This window comes from Streptomyces sp. NPDC046335 (assembly GCF_055587985.1).
The window spans coordinates 642551-660329 of sequence record NZ_JBVJFF010000001.1 but is presented as its reverse complement, the minus strand read 5'-3'; the positions used below and the strand labels follow the sequence as shown (position 1 = coordinate 660329).

The 17779-nt window shown below is 71.2% G+C and carries 13 protein-coding genes and 3 tRNA genes; 7 read left to right on the top strand and 9 right to left on the bottom strand.

Annotated features, from left to right (window positions below; genetic code table 11):
- Positions 1 to 47 precede the first annotated feature (47 nt).
- The 3 genes from ACZ6JY_RS02930 to ACZ6JY_RS02920 form a co-directional block, all read right to left on the bottom strand.
- The gene (locus ACZ6JY_RS02930; protein WP_469191564.1) at positions 48 to 2012 is read right to left on the bottom strand and encodes an ABC transporter permease; all 1965 of its coding nucleotides are present in this window, start codon (positions 2010 to 2012) and stop codon (positions 48 to 50) included.
- Positions 2013 to 2143: 131 nt separating this feature from the next.
- Positions 2144 to 2938 (bottom strand): molybdate ABC transporter substrate-binding protein, encoded by a 795-nt coding sequence (gene modA / locus ACZ6JY_RS02925; protein ID WP_469191921.1) that lies wholly within the window; start codon positions 2936 to 2938, stop codon positions 2144 to 2146.
- A 31-nt stretch (positions 2939 to 2969) separates the two neighbouring features.
- Positions 2970 to 3368 (bottom strand): TOBE domain-containing protein, encoded by a 399-nt coding sequence (locus ACZ6JY_RS02920; protein WP_469191562.1) that lies wholly within the window; start codon positions 3366 to 3368, stop codon positions 2970 to 2972.
- A gap of 167 nt (positions 3369 to 3535) precedes the next feature.
- Here ACZ6JY_RS02920 and ACZ6JY_RS02915 point away from each other — a divergent pair, with 167 nt between their 5' ends.
- Entirely contained in the window at positions 3536 to 4666 is a 1131-nt protein-coding gene (locus ACZ6JY_RS02915; protein WP_469191560.1) for a YihY/virulence factor BrkB family protein, read from the top strand.
- Positions 4667 to 4762: 96 nt separating this feature from the next.
- Here ACZ6JY_RS02915 and ACZ6JY_RS02910 read toward each other — a convergent pair whose 3' ends face one another.
- Positions 4763 to 6097 (bottom strand): PucR family transcriptional regulator, encoded by a 1335-nt coding sequence (locus ACZ6JY_RS02910; RefSeq protein ID WP_469191558.1) that lies wholly within the window; start codon positions 6095 to 6097, stop codon positions 4763 to 4765.
- Positions 6098 to 6263: 166 nt separating this feature from the next.
- Between ACZ6JY_RS02910 and ACZ6JY_RS02905 the strand changes: the two genes are divergently transcribed.
- Both ACZ6JY_RS02905 and ACZ6JY_RS02900 read left to right on the top strand, forming a co-directional pair.
- The gene (locus ACZ6JY_RS02905; RefSeq protein WP_469191556.1) at positions 6264 to 7136 is read left to right on the top strand and encodes an SGNH/GDSL hydrolase family protein; all 873 of its coding nucleotides are present in this window, start codon (positions 6264 to 6266) and stop codon (positions 7134 to 7136) included.
- A gap of 35 nt (positions 7137 to 7171) precedes the next feature.
- Positions 7172 to 8044, top strand: a complete 873-nt coding sequence (locus ACZ6JY_RS02900; protein WP_469191554.1) for a bile acid:sodium symporter family protein — start codon at positions 7172 to 7174, stop codon at positions 8042 to 8044.
- A 74-nt stretch (positions 8045 to 8118) separates the two neighbouring features.
- Here ACZ6JY_RS02900 and ACZ6JY_RS02895 read toward each other — a convergent pair.
- From ACZ6JY_RS02895 to ACZ6JY_RS02885, 3 genes are all read right to left on the bottom strand, one after another.
- Positions 8119 to 8192 (bottom strand) — tRNA-Ile (locus tag ACZ6JY_RS02895).
- A 175-nt stretch (positions 8193 to 8367) separates the two neighbouring features.
- Positions 8368 to 8440 (bottom strand) — tRNA-Asn (locus ACZ6JY_RS02890).
- Positions 8441 to 8445: 5 nt separating this feature from the next.
- Positions 8446 to 8518: transfer RNA gene (locus ACZ6JY_RS02885), tRNA-Asn, on the bottom strand.
- A gap of 215 nt (positions 8519 to 8733) precedes the next feature.
- On the opposite strand from ACZ6JY_RS02885, the gene ACZ6JY_RS02880 reads away from it, so the two are divergent.
- From ACZ6JY_RS02880 to ACZ6JY_RS02865, 4 genes are all read left to right on the top strand, one after another.
- On the top strand, positions 8734 to 9033 hold the full coding sequence (locus ACZ6JY_RS02880; protein WP_469191552.1) for a YtxH domain-containing protein: 300 nt from the start codon (positions 8734 to 8736) through the stop codon (positions 9031 to 9033).
- A 78-nt stretch (positions 9034 to 9111) separates the two neighbouring features.
- Positions 9112 to 10542 (top strand): FGGY family carbohydrate kinase, encoded by a 1431-nt coding sequence (locus ACZ6JY_RS02875; RefSeq protein WP_469191550.1) that lies wholly within the window; start codon positions 9112 to 9114, stop codon positions 10540 to 10542.
- A gap of 189 nt (positions 10543 to 10731) precedes the next feature.
- Positions 10732 to 12465, top strand: coding sequence for an ABC transporter ATP-binding protein (locus ACZ6JY_RS02870; protein ID WP_469191548.1), 1734 nt, complete (start codon positions 10732 to 10734; stop codon positions 12463 to 12465).
- Positions 12465 to 14387, top strand: a complete 1923-nt coding sequence (locus ACZ6JY_RS02865; RefSeq protein WP_469191546.1) for an ABC transporter ATP-binding protein — start codon at positions 12465 to 12467, stop codon at positions 14385 to 14387. Before ACZ6JY_RS02870 ends, ACZ6JY_RS02865 begins: the two co-directional genes overlap by 1 nt.
- Before the next feature lie 2 nt (positions 14388 to 14389).
- On the opposite strand, the gene ACZ6JY_RS02860 is transcribed toward ACZ6JY_RS02865, so the two are convergent.
- Together ACZ6JY_RS02860 and dnaG are read right to left on the bottom strand one after the other, a co-directional pair.
- Positions 14390 to 15700 carry an RNA polymerase sigma factor gene (locus ACZ6JY_RS02860; RefSeq protein ID WP_469191544.1) on the bottom strand — a complete coding sequence of 437 codons (1311 nt, stop codon included), beginning with the start codon at positions 15698 to 15700 and terminating at the stop codon, positions 14390 to 14392.
- Positions 15701 to 15840: 140 nt separating this feature from the next.
- Entirely contained in the window at positions 15841 to 17739 is a 1899-nt protein-coding gene (gene dnaG / locus ACZ6JY_RS02855; RefSeq protein ID WP_469191542.1) for a DNA primase, read from the bottom strand.
- Positions 17740 to 17779 lie beyond the last annotated feature (40 nt).

Sequence of the window (17779 nt, the reverse complement as noted above, 5' to 3'; positions counted from 1 at the left end):
CGGCGTGAGGGCGCGGCGGCGTGGCGGCCGCACGTCTAAGCGTCCCCTCAGAGCGTCACCACCGACACCTCCGTCGCCTTCACGCTCGTCCATACCTCGGCCCCGTCCACCAGCCCCAGTTCCACCGCCGCCTGCGGGGTGATCTCGGCGACCAGGTCGGGGGCCTCGCCCGAAGTGACCAGGACGCGCAGGCGGCTCCCCGCGGTGGTGATCTCCCGTACGGTGCCGTGCCAGACGTTGCGCGGGCTGCCCTCGGGCCGCTCGCGGTGGACGGAGACCGCCTCGGGGGCGATGACGGCGAGCGCCCGCGTCCCCGCGGCCGGCGGATCGGCGACGACCAGGCGTCCCCGCCCCGCGAGGGCGAGCGTGCCGTCCTCGTCGGCGGTGCCCGGCCAGGCGTTGCGGCCGAGCATCCGCGCCACCCAGGGCGAGCGGGGATGCCGGGTGACCTCGGCCGGCGGCGCGTCCTGCAACGTACGCCCTTCGTCGAGTACGAGGACCCGGTCGGCCAGCGACACGGCCTCCACGGGGTCGTGCGTGACGATGAGGCAGACCCCGCCGAAGCCGTCGAGGTGCCGCCGCAGGGTGTGGCGCACATGGGCGCGGGTGGTCTGGTCGAGGGCGGCGAGCGGCTCGTCGAGGAGCAGCAGCCGCGGCCGGGCCGCCAGCGCGCGGGCCAGCGCGACGCGTTGCGCCTGGCCGCCGGAGAGCTGGGCGGGCCTGCGGTGCGCGAGGTCGCCGACGCCGAGCCGGTCGAGCCACCGCTGTGCGTCACGGCGGGCCTCGCCGCGCCGGACACCCTGGGCGCGCAGCCCGTACGCGGTGTTGCCAAGGGCGTTCAGATGCGGGAAGAGCGCGCCTTCCTGCGGCACCCAGGCGACGCGCCGGCGGTGCGGCGGCAGCGCGCTGACATCGCGTTCGCCGAGCCGCAGCCGTGCGTGGGCGCGTGGCGTGAGGCCGAGCAGGGCGCGCAGGAGCGTGGTCTTGCCGGCGCCGTTGGGCCCGACGACGGCGATGGTGGTGCCGGGTTCCGCGTCGAGGGTCAGCTCGTTGTGGCCGGTGACGTCGGCGTGCAGGGACCACTTCTCGGCGGGCACGGGCAAGTGCGCGGGCTCGGGCTCGGGCTCGGCCTCCCGGCCCGCAGTCGGCGGGGCTTCGTCTGCCGAGGCGTGGGGTTCGTCGACGCGCGGCGGCCGCACCCGTACCGCCGCCCCCGCGGACCACCGCCCCCGCAGCCCGATCAGCACGGTCATCGCGATGGCGAGCAGGAGCAGCGAGAGGGAGGTCGCGGCCTCCGGTGAGTCCTGGAGCAGCAGGTACACCTGGAGCGGCAGCGTCTGCGTGGTGCCGGGGAGGTTGCCCGCGAAGGTGATCGTCGCGCCGAACTCGCCGAGGGCCCGCGCCCAGGTCAGCGCGGCCCCCGCGACGAGCCCGGGGGTCACCATCGGCATCGTGACGGTGAGGAACACCCGTACCGGCGAGGCCCCGAGCGAGGCCGCCGTCTCCTCGAAGCCGGGCCGGAGGCCGCCGAGCGCCCCCTCCAGGCTGATGACCAGGAACGGCATCGCCACGAACGTCGCCGCGATCACCGCTCCCGAGGTGTGGAACGGCAGCACGATCCCGAAGGTGTTCTCCAGCCAGGGGCCGAGCAGTCCGCGCCGCCCGAAGCCGAGGAGGAGCGCGACGCCGCCGACGGTCGGCGGCAGCACCATCGGGAGGAGTACGAGGGACCGCACGACCGCCTTGCCGGGGAAGTCGACGCGGGCGAGCAGCCAGGCCAGCGGCACCCCGAGCAGCAGGGAGAGCCCGAGCGCCCAGAAGGAGACGAGCAGGGACAGCTTCAGGGCCTGGATGACGCCGGGCCGGGACAGATGCGTGCCGAGGTCGCCCCACTCGGTACGGGCGAGGATGCCGACGAGCGGCATCAGCAGGAACGCGATCGCGAGCAGCGCGGGGAGCGCCAGGGCGAGCGGGGCCCGGGTGCGGCCCGGCGTACGGGTGCGACCCGGCATACGAGTACGAGTACGGGTACGGCTGCGGGTGCTCAGGCGACTCATCGGCGGTCCTGGTTCGGGAGGTGACGCGGTGTCGACCGGGCGCCCGTCGCGGGGAGGCATCGGGCGCCCGGAAGCTGATGGCCCGGTTACGGCTTCTGGAAACCGCCGTCCCGCAGGATCTTCTGCGCCTCGGGGCCGCTGAGCCACTTCACGAACGCGGCGGCGGCCTCCGCGTTCCCCGAGCCCTTGAGGGTGGCGGCGGGGTAGGAGGCCACGGCGTTCTGGGCGTCCGGGATCTCGACGGCGTCGACCTTGTCGGGCGCGGTGGCGGCGTCCGTGCTGTAGACGATGCCCGCGTCGGCCTCGCCGAGCTCGACCTTGCTGAGCACGGAGCGGACGTTCGCCTCCTTCGAGACGGGCTTCACGTCGATCTTCTGCCGGTCGAGGACCTGCTTGGCGTACCGCCCGACCGGCACGGTGTCATCGGCGAGAACGACCTTGAGCCCGCTGTCGGCGAGGTCCTTGAGCTCCTTGACCTTGTCCGGGTTGCCCGCGCGGGTGGCGATGACGAGCCGGTTCCTGGCGATGACCGTCGGCTCGCCGGTGTCCGACTTCAGGCCGTCCATCGTCCTGGTGTCGGCGGTGACGAGAACGTCGGCGGGCGCGCCCTGCTCGACCTGCGCGGCGAGTTCCTGGGAACCGGCCGCGGAGACGGTGATGTCGGTGCCGGGGTGCTCCTTCTCGTACGCCTTCTCTGCGGTGGCGAAGACGTCGGTGAGGGAGGAGGCGGCGAGGACGGTGAGCTTCACGTCCTTGTCGCCACCGGCGTTCGTGCTCCCGCCGTCGTCGCTGCCGCAGGCGGCGAGTGGCACGAGCAGCGCGGCGGTGACGACCGCGGCGGCGGCACGGCGACGGACGGGAGCGGCGTACTTCGGGAACATCACGGGGCGGGGCTCCTGGTTCGAGTGGTACTCAGGCGCGGTCGATGTGGACGCTGGTGGACTTGACCCGGGCGGTGGCCTGCATGCCGACCTCCAGGCCGAGTTCCTCCACCGCCTCGCGGGTCAGCAGCGAGACCAGGCGGTGCGGACCCGCCTGGATCTCCACCTGGGCGGCCACGTCACCGAGCTTCACGGCGGTGACGATGCCGGGAAAGGCGTTACGGGCGGAGGTGTACGAGACGTCGTCCTCGCCCGTGCCGCCGCTCTGCGCGACCTCGACGGAGAAGGCGGCCAGATCCCGCCCGTCGATGAGCCGCCGCCCGCCCTCGTCGCGATGCGTGGCGACCCGTCCGGCGTCCGCCCAGCGGCGGGCGGTATCGGGACTGACCCCGAGCAGACGCGCGGCCTGCCCAATCGTGTAGGACTGCATGTGCGACAAGATAAGCCCGTTTGCCTGGCATCTGAAATACTTGATGCGATTCTCCATGGCAGATACGGCACCCCCTGGAGAATCGTCCAACCCCTTGGGCGCCGGCCGGCGAAAGGCCGGAGGGCACGGCAGGATTACCTCGGCCCGAACGGCCAACTCGCCCCCGCATGGCACTCTTCGACAAGCACGACCGCGCCCAGGAAACCGACCGGCACCACGCGCCGGACCCTCGCCCCGCCCCTGATCCCGACCCCGCACGCGAGGGCACACGCGAGGGCGTACGCGAAGGCACCCGCGAAGGCGAAGGCCACGCCGGACCGGGCCCCGAGGTCGAGCGGGCCGCGCCCGACGAGCCCACCGACCTGCCCGCCCACTCCTGGTGGACGGTCCTGCGGCGCACCGGCAGGGAGTTCATGGACGACGACCTGCCCGACCGGGCCGCCGCCCTCACGTACTACGGCGTGCTGTCGCTCTTCCCCGCGCTGCTCGTCCTGGTCTCCCTCCTCGGCGTGATCGGCAAGAAGGCCACCGACTCGGTCCTCGACAACCTGTCGACACTGGCGCCGGGCGCCGTACGCGACCTGCTGAGCGACGCCGTGCGCCAGCTGGAGGGCAGCGGCGGCACCAGCGGCGTCGTGGCGATCGCGGGCCTGCTGCTCGCGGTCTGGTCGGCCTCCGGTTACGTGGCCGCCTTCATCCGCGCCTCCAACACCGTCTACGACCTCCCCGAAGGCCGCCCGGTGTGGAAGCTGACCCCGCTGCGCGTCGGCCTGACGCTGGCCCTGATGGTGCTGCTCGCCGCCAGCGCGCTCATCGTGGTCTTCACGGGGCCGCTGGCCGAGCGGGCGGGCGACGCCATAGGCGTCGGCGACGAGGCGGTCACCGCATGGTCCATCGCGAAGTGGCCCGTCCTGCTCGTCCTCGTGATGCTGATGATCGCGCTGCTGTTCTGGCGCGCCCCCAACGTCCACGGCCCCGGCTTCCGCTGGCTGAGCCCCGGCAGCGTACTGGCGGTCCTGCTGTGGCTGCTCGCCTCCGGCGGCTTCGCGCTGTACGTCGCGGGCTTCGCCTCGTACAACAAGACGTACGGGGCGCTCGCGGGCGTGGTGATCTTCCTGGTCTGGCTCTGGCTGTCGAACCTGGCGATCCTGCTCGGCCTGGAATTCGACGCGGAACTGGCCCGCCAGCGCGCGATCTCCGGCGGCATGCCGGCCGACGAGGAGCCCTACGTGGAGCCGAGGGACACCCGCAAATGGCCCCGCAGCCAGCAGGATCGCTCCGGCCGGCTCAGGGCCTGACCTGCGGCTGACTCGCAGGACGACGTGCCCCGTCGCGGGGCCGCCGGCACGCGACGGTCGCGCCGGAGAGCGCCGGGGAACTGGGCGCCGTGCGCCTCATCCCCCGCATGCCTCCGACCGCTGGACGCGCGCCGTCGCGTGGTCTTCCCGGACAGTGCGGCAGGTCAGCGCCGCGTGCAGCGTGGGCAGGTCCGTGGGGCGGGTGGCGTCGAGGCCGGTCAGGCCGGTGATCTTGCGGAGCCGGTAGAGCACGGTGTTGGGGTGGACGTTGAGGACCCTGGCCGTGGCGCGCCGGTCCAGGCCATGGCGCAGGAACGCCGTCAGCGTCAGCAGGAGATCGGCGTGGGCGTCCAGCGGTTCGAGGAGGCCGGAGACGTGGGCGCGGGCGGGTCCTGGCCGTGAGAGCTGGTACTCCAGGGCCAGGTCCTCCAGCCGGTACAGGCCCGGCGGGCGTGCGGAGGCGGTGGCGATGTGGGCCAGTTCGGTGGCGATGGGACACGTGCGGGCGACGTCGCCGGGCAGAGCCGGGACGGCTGTGGCAAGGATGGTGGCGCCCGCGGCGCGTTGCAGGCGGGTCAGGAGCTGTGAGGTGTCGTCCCAGTGGGCCGGGGTGAGTGCGGAGGGTTCCGTGTCGCAGGCCAGGAGTACCAGGCCGCCGTCGGTGGCCAGTGAGGTGAGGGCTGTGCCGCGGGTGTGGAGGGCGAGTTCGGTGCGCAGGCGCCTGAGCTTGCGCTGGGCCGCGGCGTTCGTGTCGACGCCGGGCGCGTGCTCATCGGCGTGCGGCCCCACGGCCAGTGCGAGGACCAGGTAGCCGGGCGGGAGGGTGAGCCCCGCCTCCCTGGCCGCCGCCTCGTCGACCCGCCCTTCGCGCAGGGCGGTCAGCAGGAGTTGGCGGGCGCCGTGCCGTTCACCGACGGTGGTCTGCATCTGTTGCAGGTAGCCGGCCGTGACGGCGGTGGTGACGTGCTGGAGGTACTCCAGCAGCAGGCTGTGTATCGCGGTGATGGCCGGGAGGTCCTCGGGGCGGGCCGCCGCGGCGATCTCGTCCGAGCAGAGGCGGGCCCCGAGGAAGTAGGCGGAGACGATGGCCTCGGCCGGCAGCCCCTCCTCCGCCCGGCGCGTGGCCGAACTGGTCAGTTGAGCGAGCTGCTCGGGGCCTGGCATGGAGCCGCTCGCCAGCACCTGCGCGAAGTCGCCGATGCCGCGGCGGATCATGCGCGCCACATCGCCGGAGAGCTGTTCACCGGGCAGCTTCCGGTAGACCGGGAGCTCCGCGGTCAGCCGCTCGAGGACCGCCGCCTCCAGCCGGTGGACGGATCCGAGCAGGTACCGCCGCACGCTCTCGCCACTGACACCGCTCTCGCCGCCGATACCCCTCTCGCCGCCGACGCCGATGCCGCCGCCCATCGTGCCGCTGTTGTACACGGACACAAATCACCTCTCGGAACGCTGTTCCCCGGACCGGAACCACGGAGAGCGTGAGCCGTCATGATGTATCGCACCACAAACTTACCAGCCGGTAAACAGGGCTGACCTCCCCCTGGGCCCCGGCCTCCGGGTGCGTTCACGCGCCCTCATTGAGCTGAAGGAGCCGCACGTGAACCTCAGCCTGCGAACCGCGCTGGCCGCCGCCGTGGCCGCGACGGCCATGGCGACGACCCTCGTCGCCCCGGCTGCCGCGGAGAGCGCCGAACCCATCGACTACGTGGCCCTGGGCGACTCGTTCGCCGCCGCCCCGCTCGTGCCGCCGACCGACCCCTCGAACCTGCTGTGCCTGCGTTCCCTGGCCGACTACCCGCACATCGCGGCCAAGGCGATGGGCGCCACACTCACCGACGTCAGCTGTTCCGGCGCGACCGCCGACCACTTCACCGCCCGCCAGCACCCGAGGACCGAACCCCAATTCGACGCCCTCACCGAGGACACCGACGTCGTCAGCATCACCATCGGCGGCAACGACACCGGACTGGTCTCCACCGCCCTGGGATGCGTCAACCTGCTGCCCAAGCCCATCGGCAGGAGCTGCGCCGCCACGAACACCAAGGACGGCGTCGACACCGTGAAGGCGAGCATCGACGCCTGGGCGCCGAAGTTCGCCACTGCCCTGAACCAGGTCCGGCAGCGCGCACCGCACGCCAAGGTGTTCGTCATCGGCTACGGCAACTACATCCGCTCCGGCGGCTGCTTCCCCACCCAGCCCATCTGGGACGTCGACGCGACCTACATCCAGGGCGCGGTCGACCACCTCAGCGCCGCACTGCGGACGACGGCCCGGCAGAACGGCGCGACGTTCGTGGACACCTACTCCCTCGGCATAGGCCACGACGCGTGCGCGGCGCCCGCCGACCGCTACACCGAGGGCCTCATCCCGACCCACGTCGCCGCCCCGCTCCACCCCAACGCGAACGGCTCCAAGGTCATCGGAAGGGCCGTCGCCTCCGCGGTCCTCTCCACCACTCGCACCGGCTGATCCCACGCGCCCGGGGCTGAGCACGAAGGACACCGATGAACGACTCGGCACTCATCACCACCGGCCTGCCGATCGCCCTGGCGATCATCATGTTCGGCCTCGGGCTGTCCCTGACCACCGACGATTTCAGGCGGGTCACCCGGACACCGAGGGCGGTGGCCGTCGCGCTGGTGCTCCAGGTGCTGGTGCTCCCGCTCGTGGCGTTCGGGCTGGTCAAGATATTCGACCTCGACCCCTTGCTCGCCGTCGGCGTGATGCTGCTGGCCGCTTCTCCGGGCGGGACCACGGCCAACCTGTTCAGCCACCTCTTCCGCGGAGACGTGGCCCTCAACATCACGCTGACCGCGATCAACTCGGTGCTCGCCGCCATCACCATCCCGGTCATCACCAACCTCGCCATCGACCATTTCGACGCCCAGGGCGACCTCGGCCTACAGCTCGGCAAGGTGGTGCAGGTGACCGCGATCGTGCTCGTCCCGGTCGGAATCGGCATGGCGGTCCGCCGGCGCTCCGCCGCCTTCGCCGCACGCGCCGACCGCTCGGTCCGGATCTTCTCCATCGCCGTGCTGGTGATCGTTTCGGTCGGTGCCCTGCTGGGTGAGCGGGAGAATCTGGCCGACTACACGCGGCAGGCCGGAGTGGTGACCGGCATCTTCTGCCTCCTGAGCCTCACCCTGGGCTACGGCGGCGCCCGGCTGCTCCGTCTGGACAAGCGCCAGGCGATAGCCAGCTCCATGGAGGTCGGTATCCACAACACGACCGTGGCGCTCACCATCGCGCTCAGCGTCCTGGACAGCACCGAGGTCGCGATCCCCAGCGCCGTCTACTCGGTCCTCATGTACGTCCTCGCGACCGCCTTCGGCTACGCGATCACCCGACGGCACTCGGACGCCGACAGACATCGCTGACCGCGGTCCGGCTGTGTATGCCCCCGAAAGACGCGTTCCCCCAGATCAGAACGATTCTGCCAGGAGTCGCTGGGTGGGGCGGGTGGGACTCGAACCCACGGCCGACGGATTATGAGTCCGCTGCTCTAACCGGCTGAGCTACCGCCCCTAACGGCGCGTCGCGCACATTTGTGCGCGCCGTCTGCCGCAGCATAGCCGCTCATACGATCTCCTGCTTCGGATGGTCGGCATAGCTCGACCATGAGGACCGCCGGGCCGCCCGCATGGTTCCACCAGGCACGAAAAAGACCCCTGAGGGGCATCTCAGGGGTCTTTCCGTACAGCTCTCCCGACTGGACTCGAACCAGTAACCTGCCGGTTAACAGCCGGCTGCTCTGCCAATTGAGCTACAGGAGACCGAGCTCCCCCGACTGGACTCGAACCAGTAACCTGCCGGTTAACAGCCGGCTGCTCTGCCAATTGAGCTACAGGGGATCGTCTCGTGTGCATCGAACGCACCGGCCTGGGAACTCTCCGGGCGGCGGACGTCCGCTGCGACACATACATTAGCGCAAGCAGGGGGGTGCTCCGCCAATCGGTATCCCTCGGCCGGTCAGCGGACGAGAGACTGACGAGCGAGCGACGAGCGACGAGCGAGCGACAGACGTGCGACAGACGTGCGACGCCGACGCAAGGAAAGGGTGGCTGCCATGCGATACCGGCTCACATTCGTGGTGGGACTGGCCCTCGGGTACGTGCTCGGAACCCGGGCCGGACGTGAGCGCTACGAGCAACTGAAGAAGTCGGCCCGCGAGATCTCGCAGAACCCGGCCGTGCGCAACACGGTCGAGTCGGCGACCCAGCAGGGCCGTGAGGTCGCGGGCAAGGCGTTCAGCACCGTCTCCGACCGGGTCGGGGACCGGATGCCCGACTCGGTGGCCGAGCGGGTGCGCTCGCTGCGCGAGAAGGGCCAGGGCGCCGAGGACGACTGGGGTACGAGCAACACCTAGCACCGGGCGGGACCGCCGGAGTGCCCGGCGGGACCGCTGGGGTCGGGTCCCGTTCGGCGGTGCGGCAGAATTCCAGGCATGGGGATAGTCGCAGGGTTGGACAGCTCACCGGATTCCACGCGCATCGTGGTCTGTGACACGGACACGGGCGCCGTACTCAAGCAGGGCTACGCCCGGCATCCGCAGGAGAGCGCCGAGGGCGGCGGGCGGCCGGTCGACATCGATCCGCAGGCCTGGCTGCTCTCCCTCGGCGAGGCCGCGGGCGGCGGGCTGCTCGAAGGCGTGCAGGCGATCGGCGTCTGCGCGCAGCAGAACGCGCTCGTGCCGCTCGACGGCCACGGCAACACCGTGCGCCCCGCGCTCGTCGGCAACGACCGGCGGGCGCAGGTGGCCGCCGTCGATCTGATCGACGGGCTCGGCGGCCGCGAGGCCTGGGCGCAGGCCGTCGGGTGCGTACCGCAGGCCGCGCAGCCGGTGACGAAGCTGCGCTGGCTGGCGCGGACGGAGCCGGAGGCGGCGCGCCACGTGGCCGCCCTCATGCAGGCCCCCGACTGGCTGGTGTGGCAGCTCCTCGGCAGGCCGTCCCGGCGCACGACCGACCGCGGCGGGGCCTCCGGCACCGGTTACTGGTCGGCGGCGACCGGCTCGTACCGCTCCGACCTCGTCGAACTGGCCCTCGGGCACCAGGCGATGCTGCCCGAGGTGATCGGCCCCGCCGAGCCCGCGGGGACGACGCCCGAGGGGCTGCTGATCTCGGCGGGTACCGGTGAGACCATGGCCGCGGCCTTCGGGCTCGGGGTGCGCCAGGGTGACGCCGTGGTGTCGCTCGGGGCCTCGGGGTCGGTGATGACGGTGCACCACGAGGCGCTGGCCGACGCGAGCGGGATGATCACCGCCCTCGCGGACGCCACCGGGCTGCATCTGCCGGTGGTCCACACGATGAACGCCGTACGGGTGCTGCGCGGCACCGCCGAGATGCTCGGCGTGACGGACCTCGACGAGCTGTCCGCGCTCGCCCTGAAGTCGACGCCGGGCGCCCACGGGCTCGTACTCCTGCCGTATCTGGAGGGCGAGCGCACGCCCCAGTTGCCGCACGCCGCGGGGACGCTGACCGGGCTGCGGCGCGAGTCGATGAAGCCCGAGCACCTGGCGCGGGCCGCCTTCGAGGGCATGCTCTGCGGGCTCGGTGACGCGCTCGACGTGCTGCGGGGGCGCGGCGTGGAGGTCCGGCGGGTCTTCCTGCTCGGTGCCGCCGCCGAGCTGCCGGCCGTGCAGGCGGCGGCGCCGATGCTCTTCGGCACGCAGGTCGTCGTGCCGCAGCCCGCGGAGTACGCCGCGATCGGTGCCGCGCGTCAGGCCGCGTGGGCGCTCTCCGGGCAGCTCCCGCACTGGCAGGGCGCCGCGGCGCAGATCTTCGAGCCGGGCGAGGAGCTCGCCGTGGGCCAGGCCGTGCGACAGCAGTACGCGACCGTACGGGAGCAGACCCACCCCGGAGCGTTCTCCGCCTGAACCCCGGCCACTACGGGCACTCCCGGCACCCGAGTACGGCCGGAAGATCCTTCAGTCGGCCCACTTCTTTACCCGGGCTGATTTTTGACCCGGTCATGGGTTAATCGGTTGCACCCGGACGGGTCGGGTGGCGCAGGATAGGGGCGACCTCGCCAACTTGCCGCCACCCGACCCCTCGAGAGACCGAGCGTGCTCATAAGACTCCTGCGGACATACCTGCGTCCGTACAAGAAACCGATCGCCCTGCTGGTGCTCCTGCAGTTCCTGCAGACCTGCGCCTCGCTCTACCTCCCCACCCTCAACGCCGACATCATCGACAACGGTGTCGTCCAGGGGGACACGGGTTACATCCTCGGCTTCGGCGGCATCATGATCGCCGTCACCGTCGTGCAGATGATCTGCAATATCGGCGCCGTCTACTACGGCGCGCGGACCGCCTCCGCCCTCGGGCGCGACGTGCGGGCCGCCGTGTTCGACCGCGTGCAGTCGTTCTCCGCGCGCGAGGTGGGCAAGTTCGGCGCCCCGACGCTGATCACGCGGACCACCAACGACGTCCAGCAGGTGCAGATGCTGGTCCTGATGTCGTTCACGCTGATGGTCTCCGCGCCCATCATGTGCGTCGGCGGCATCGTGATGGCACTCGGCCAGGACGTGCCGCTCTCCGGCATCCTCGTCGCCGTCGTACCCGTGCTCGGCATCAGCGTCAGCCTGATCGTGCGGCGGCTGCGCCCGCTGTTCCGCACCATGCAGGAGCGGCTCGACACGGTGAACCGCGTGCTGCGCGAGCAGATCACCGGCAACCGCGTCATCCGCGCCTTCGTCCGCGACGCCTACGAGAAGGACCGCTTCCGCGGGGCCAACGCCGACCTGACCGAGGTCTCGCTCGGCACCGGCAAACTGCTCGCGCTGATGTTCCCGATCGTCATGACCGTCGTGAACATCTCCTCCATCGCGGTGGTGTGGTTCGGCGCCCACCGCATCGACGACGGCGGCATGCAGATCGGCGCGCTCACCGCGTTCCTCGCCTATCTCATGCAGATCGTGATGTCCGTGATGATGGCCACCTTCATGTTCATGATGGTGCCCCGCGCGGAGGTCTGCGCCGAGCGCATCGAGGAGGTCCTGGACACCGAGAGCAGCGTGGTGCCCCCGGCCGCCCCGGTCCGTGAACTGCGCAGCCACGGCCATCTGGAGCTCCGGTCCGCGGGCTTCCGCTACCCGGGCGCCGAGGAGCCCGTGCTGAAGGCCGTCGACCTCGTGGCGCGGCCCGGCGAGACCACCGCCGTGATCGGCTCGACCGGCAGCGGCAAGTCGACGCTGCTCAGCCTCGTGCCGCGGCTCATCGACGCCACCGACGGGCAGGTCCTCGTCGGCGGCGTGGACGTGGGCACCGTCGAGCCCGCGCTGCTCGCGAAGACCGTCAGCCTCGTCCCGCAGAAGCCGTACCTCTTCGCGGGCACGGTCGCCACCAACCTCCGCTACGGCAACCCGGACGCCACCGACGACGAGCTCTGGCACGCCCTGGAGGTCGCGCAGGCCAAGGAGTTCGTGCAGGGCCTGGAGGAGGGGCTCGACGCGCCGATCTCGCAGGGCGGCACCAATGTCTCCGGCGGCCAGCGCCAGCGCCTGTCCATCGCGCGCACGCTGGTGCAGCGCCCGGAGATCTACCTCTTCGACGACTCGTTCTCCGCCCTCGACTACGCCACCGACGCGGCGCTGCGCGGCGCCCTGTCCGAGGAGACGGCCGAGGCGACCGTCGTCATCGTCGCCCAGCGCGTCTCCACCATCAGGGACGCCGACCGCATCGTGGTCCTCGACGAGGGCCGCGTCGTGGGCACGGGCCGCCACCACGAGCTGATGGAGAGCAACGAGACCTACCGGGAGATCGTGCTCTCCCAGCTGACGGAAGCGGAGGCCGCGTAATGCCCCCTGGCGTGGGTGGACCGATGATGGGCCCGGACTCCCGGTCCATGGACTTCAAGAACTCCGGCAAGCGGCTGCTCGGGCAGTTCAAGCCGGAGCGCACCACGATGTACGGGATGCTCGCGGCCGTGGTCCTGAGCGTCGCGCTCTCCGTGGTCGGCCCGAAGATCCTCGGCAAGGCGACCGACCTGCTCTTCGCGGGCATCGTCGGCCGTGACATGCCCGACGACCTGACGAAGGAACAGGTCATCGAGGGCATGCGCGACAAGGGTGACGACGGCGTGGCCGACATGCTCACCGGCGTCGACTTCACGCCGGGCGCGGGCATCGACTTCGGCGCGGTCGGCGAGGTCCTGCTGCTCGCGCTCGGCACGTTCCTCGTCGCGGGCCTGCTGATGGCCGTCGGCACGCAGCTCTCCAACATCGCCATCAACAGGACCGTCTTCCGGATGCGCGGCGAGGTCCAGGCGAAGCTGTCGCGGCTCCCGCTGTCGTACTTCGACAAGCGGCAGCGCGGCGAGGTCCTGAGCCGCGCCACGAACGACCTCGACAACATCAACCAGACGCTCCAGCAGACGATGGGCCAGCTCGTCAACTCGCTGCTGACCATCATCGGCGTACTCGTGATGATGTTCTGGGTGTCGCCGCTGCTCGCGCTGGTGGCGCTGGTCACCGTGCCGCTGTCGTTCTTCGTGGCGACGAAGGTCGGCAAGCGGTCGCAGCCGCAGTTCGTGCAGCAGTGGAAGACCACCGGCAAGCTGAACGCGCACATCGAGGAGATGTACACCGGGCACGCCCTGGTGAAGGTGTTCGGCCGGCAGGAGGAGTCCGCGAAGGCGTTCGCCGAGCAGAACGACGAGCTGTACGAGGCCGGGTTCAAGGCGCAGTTCAACAGCGGTGTCATGCAGCCGCTGATGTTCTTCGTCTCCAACCTGAACTACGTCATGGTCGCCGTGGTCGGCGGGCTCAGGGTCGCGTCCGGCTCGCTCTCCATCGGCGACGTGCAGGCGTTCATCCAGTACTCGCGGCAGTTCTCGATGCCGCTCACCCAGGTCGCCTCGATGGCAAACCTCGTGCAGTCCGGTGTCGCGTCGGCCGAGCGGGTCTTCGAGATCCTCGACGCCGAGGAGCAGGAGGCCGACCCGGTACCGGGCGAGCGCCCCGACCACCTGCGCGGCCGGGTCGGGATGGAGCACGTGTCCTTCCGCTACGACAAGGACAAGCCGCTCATCGAGGACCTGTCGCTGGCCGTGGAGCCCGGCCACACGGTCGCCATCGTCGGACCGACGGGCGCGGGCAAGACCACGCTGGTCAACCTGCTCATGCGGTTCTACGAGGTCACCGGCGGGCGCATCACCCTGGACGGCGTCGACATCGCGCGGATGTCGCGCGACGAACTGCGCTCCGGGGTCGGCATGGTGCTCCAGGACACCTGGCTGTTCGGCGGCACCATCGCGGAGAACATCGCGTACGGCGCGCCGAAGGACGTCACGCGCGAGCAGATAGAGGAGGCGGCGCGCGCCGCCCACGCCGACCGTTTCGTGCGGACGCTGCCCGAGGGGTACGACACCGTCATCGACGACGACGGCACGGGGGTGAGCGCGGGCGAGAAGCAGCTCATCACCATCGCCAGGGCGTTCTTGTCCGATCCGGTGATCCTGGTCCTCGACGAGGCGACCAGCTCCGTCGACACCCGGACGGAAGTGCTGATCCAGAAGGCCATGGCCCGGCTCGCGCACGGACGCACGTCCTTCGTCATCGCGCACCGGCTCTCGACGATCCGTGACGCGGACACGATCCTGGTCATGGAGAACGGGTCCATCGTCGAGCAGGGCACGCACGACGCGCTCCTGGCCGCCGACGGGGCGTACGCCCGGCTGTACGCGGCGCAGTTCGCGCAGGCGGTGGCGGAGGTGGACTGAGGTCAGTCCAGGTAGCCCCGCAGCTGGTCCGCGAAGGCGTGGTCCCGCAGCTTGTTGAGGGTCTTCGACTCGATCTGGCGGATGCGTTCGCGTGTCACGCCGAAGATGCGGCCGATCTCCTCCAGGGTGCGGGGCCTGCCGTCCGCGAGGCCGTAGCGGAGCTGTACGACCTTGCGTTCGCGTTCGCCGAGGGTGGAGAGGACGGCCTCCAGGTGCTCCCTGAGCAGGAGGAACGCCGCCGACTCCACGGGGGACGTCGCGTCGCCGTCCTCGATGAGGTCACCGAGCGCGACGTCGTCCTCCTCCCCCACAGGGGCGTGCAGCGAGACCGGCTCCTGCGCGAGGCGGAGCACCTCGCTGACGCGCTCGGGCAGCAGGTCGAGGTGGGCGGCCACTTCCTCGGGCGTGGGTTCGTACCCGCGCTCCTGGAGCATCCGCCGCTGGACGCGCACGACGCGGTTGATGAGCTCCACCACGTGTACGGGCACCCGGATCGTGCGGGCCTGGTCCGCGAGCGCGCGGGACATGGCCTGGCGGATCCACCAGGTGGCGTACGTGGAGAACTTGTACCCCCGGGCGTAGTCGAACTTCTCGACGGCCCTGATCAGGCCGAGGTTGCCCTCCTGGACGAGGTCGAGCATGGTCAGGCCGCGGCCCACGTAGCGCTTGGCGACGGAGACGACCAGGCGCAGGTTCGCCTCGATGAGGCGGCGCTTGGCCATGCGGCCCATGACGACCAGCTTGTCGAGGTCCAGGGCGAGCTGCGAGTCCAGGTCAGGGGCGTTGACCAGCTTCTCCTCGGCGAAGAGGCCGGCCTCCACACCGCGGGCGAGTTCGACCTCCTCCGCCGCGGTGAGCAGCGGGATCCGGCCGATCTCGCGCAGGTACTGGCGGAACAGGTCGGACGAGGGACCGCCCGTGTCGGCGCGGCCACGGGGGACGGGCACGTCGACGATCTCGGGTTCGAGGGCGTCGGGGGCGTCCCGCGGCTCCGCCGCCTCGGCGGCCTCCGCCGCCTCGGGAGCTTCGGTCGTGTCCCGCGGCGGGGCGGATTCCGGGTGCCGAGCGGCTCGGTTCTGCGCCGGCACCGCCTCCAGGACGTCCGCGTCCGCGTCAGTGCGCGCGGCGGTGTCGGTCTGGGTGAGGGTCTGGGTCTGCACGGGGGCGACCTCCAGGGTGATCGCAGCTGAGGCGTGCGGCAACGGAAGAGGGACGACGGCCTTGCCGCTGTCCGTCCCGGACACGATGTGTGGAACCGCGGGGGTGTCGGGCCCGCTGTGTGCGGGCCGGCCGCGCTCCGAGGACTCAGGCACCGGAACCCAGTGTGGGGCACGACACACGGCCGCCACGAGGGGCGTGCGGGGACTTTCTGAGTCCGGTCCGTGACCGCGTGGTTACCCGCCGGGTAACCCGTGAGCGGGGGTCACACTTCCGAAGTGCGCCGGCTTCTCGGTTAAAGCGCGCCGGCTCCGCGGTCGCGCAGGGCCTGGGCGTACTGCTGGAGGACCCACAATTCGTTCTGCACGGCGATCAGTTGCTGGGGGTCGCCGCCCGCGCCGAGCCGGGCGAGGCTGCCCTGGACGTCCCGGATGCGGCGGTCGACGGCGCGCAGCCGCACCTGGACGAGCTGCATGCCCGCGTAGATCTCGTCGACGGTCTTGCGCATGATGGCCTCGACGGCGAGCTCGGTGACCATGCGGCGCACCGTGTCGTCGGGCGCCGCGTCGAGGACCCGCGCGAGGTAGTCCTGCGGCTCGGCGATGCCCGCCTCGGCGCCGCCCGCCTCCTCGACGCACTGGCGCACCGCGGCGTAGGGCGGGGCGGTGAACTCGTCCGCCCCGTACGCGTCGAAGGCCGGGGAGACCAGCTCCGGGCGCTGGAGGGCCAGCTTGAGCAGCTCACGCTCCGTGCGGTGGGCGGGGCTGCGCAGGGTGAGGGCGGGGCCGCTGGGCGCGGGCGGGCCCTGTGCGTACGTCTGCTGGGGCCTGCCCTGCGGCTGGGCGGGGCCCCTGCCGCCGCGGTCGCGGGCCCAACGGGCGAGCTGGGACACGCGCTTGACGACGAACTGCGTGTCGAGGATGCCGAGCATGCCCGCGAGCTGGACGGCCACCTCGTGCTGCGCGCCGCTGTTCTTGATGCGGGCCACGACGGGCCCCGCCTCGTCCAGGGCGGCGGCACGGCCCGCGGGGGTCTCCAGGTCGTACCGGCCGACGATCTGGCGCAGGGCGAACTCGAAGAGCGGCGTGCGCGGCTCGACGAGGTCGGCGACCGCCTCGTCGCCCTTGGCCAGGCGCAGGTCGCAGGGGTCCATGCCGTCGGGCGCGATGGCGATGTAGGTCTCGGCGGCGAACTTCTGGTCGTCCTCGAAGGCGCGCAGGGCGGCCTTCTGGCCCGCCGCGTCACCGTCGAAGGTGAAGATCACCCGGGCGCTTCCGTTGTCCATCAGGAGGCGGCGGAGGATCTTGATGTGGTCGCCGCCGAAGGCCGTGCCGCAGGTCGCGATGGCGGTCGTGACGCCCGCGAGGTGGCAGGCCATGACGTCCGTGTACCCCTCGACGACGACCGCGCGGGACGTCTTCGCGATCTCCTTCTTGGCCAGGTCGACGCCGTACAGGACCTGGCCCTTCTTGTAGATCGGCGTCTCGGGCGTGTTGAGGTACTTCGGGCCGTTGTCGTCGTCGCGCAGCTTGCGGGCGCCGAAGCCGACGACCTCGCCGCCGATGTCGCGGATCGGCCACATCAGACGGCCGCGGAAGCGGTCGATGGGGCCGCGGCGTCCCTCCTGGGAGATGCCGGAGAGGGTCAGTTCCTTGTCGGTGAAGCCCTTGCCGCGCAGGAAGCGGGTGAGGTGGTCCCAGCCCGCGGGGCTGTACCCGACGCCGAAGTGCGCCGCCGCGGCCTGGTCGAAGCCGCGCTCGGCGAGGAACTTCCGGCCGATCTCGGCCTCGGGGCTCTCCAGCTGTTCCACGTAGAACTGGGCGGCCACCTTGTGGGCCTCCACCAGGCGGATGCGCTCGCCGCGCTGGTGGCTGGGGTTGTACCCGCCCTCCTCGTACCGCAGGGTGATGCCCGCCTTGGCGGCGAGGCGCTCGACCGTCTCCGAGAAGGTGAGGTGGTCGATCTTCATCACGAAGGCGATCGTGTCGCCGCCTTCCTGGCAGCCGAAGCAGTGGAAGAGACCCTTGCTCGGGCTGACCTGGAAGGACGGGGACTTCTCGTCGTGGAAGGGGCACAGGCCCTTGAGGTTTCCGCCGCCGGCGTTGCGCAGCTGGAGATAGTCGGAGACCACGGCGTCGATCGGGACCGCGTCCCGAACCGCCTTCACGTCCTCGTCATTGATCCTGCCTGCCACGTAGGAATACTACGGCCCGCCTGTGACACTCCCGCCCGGA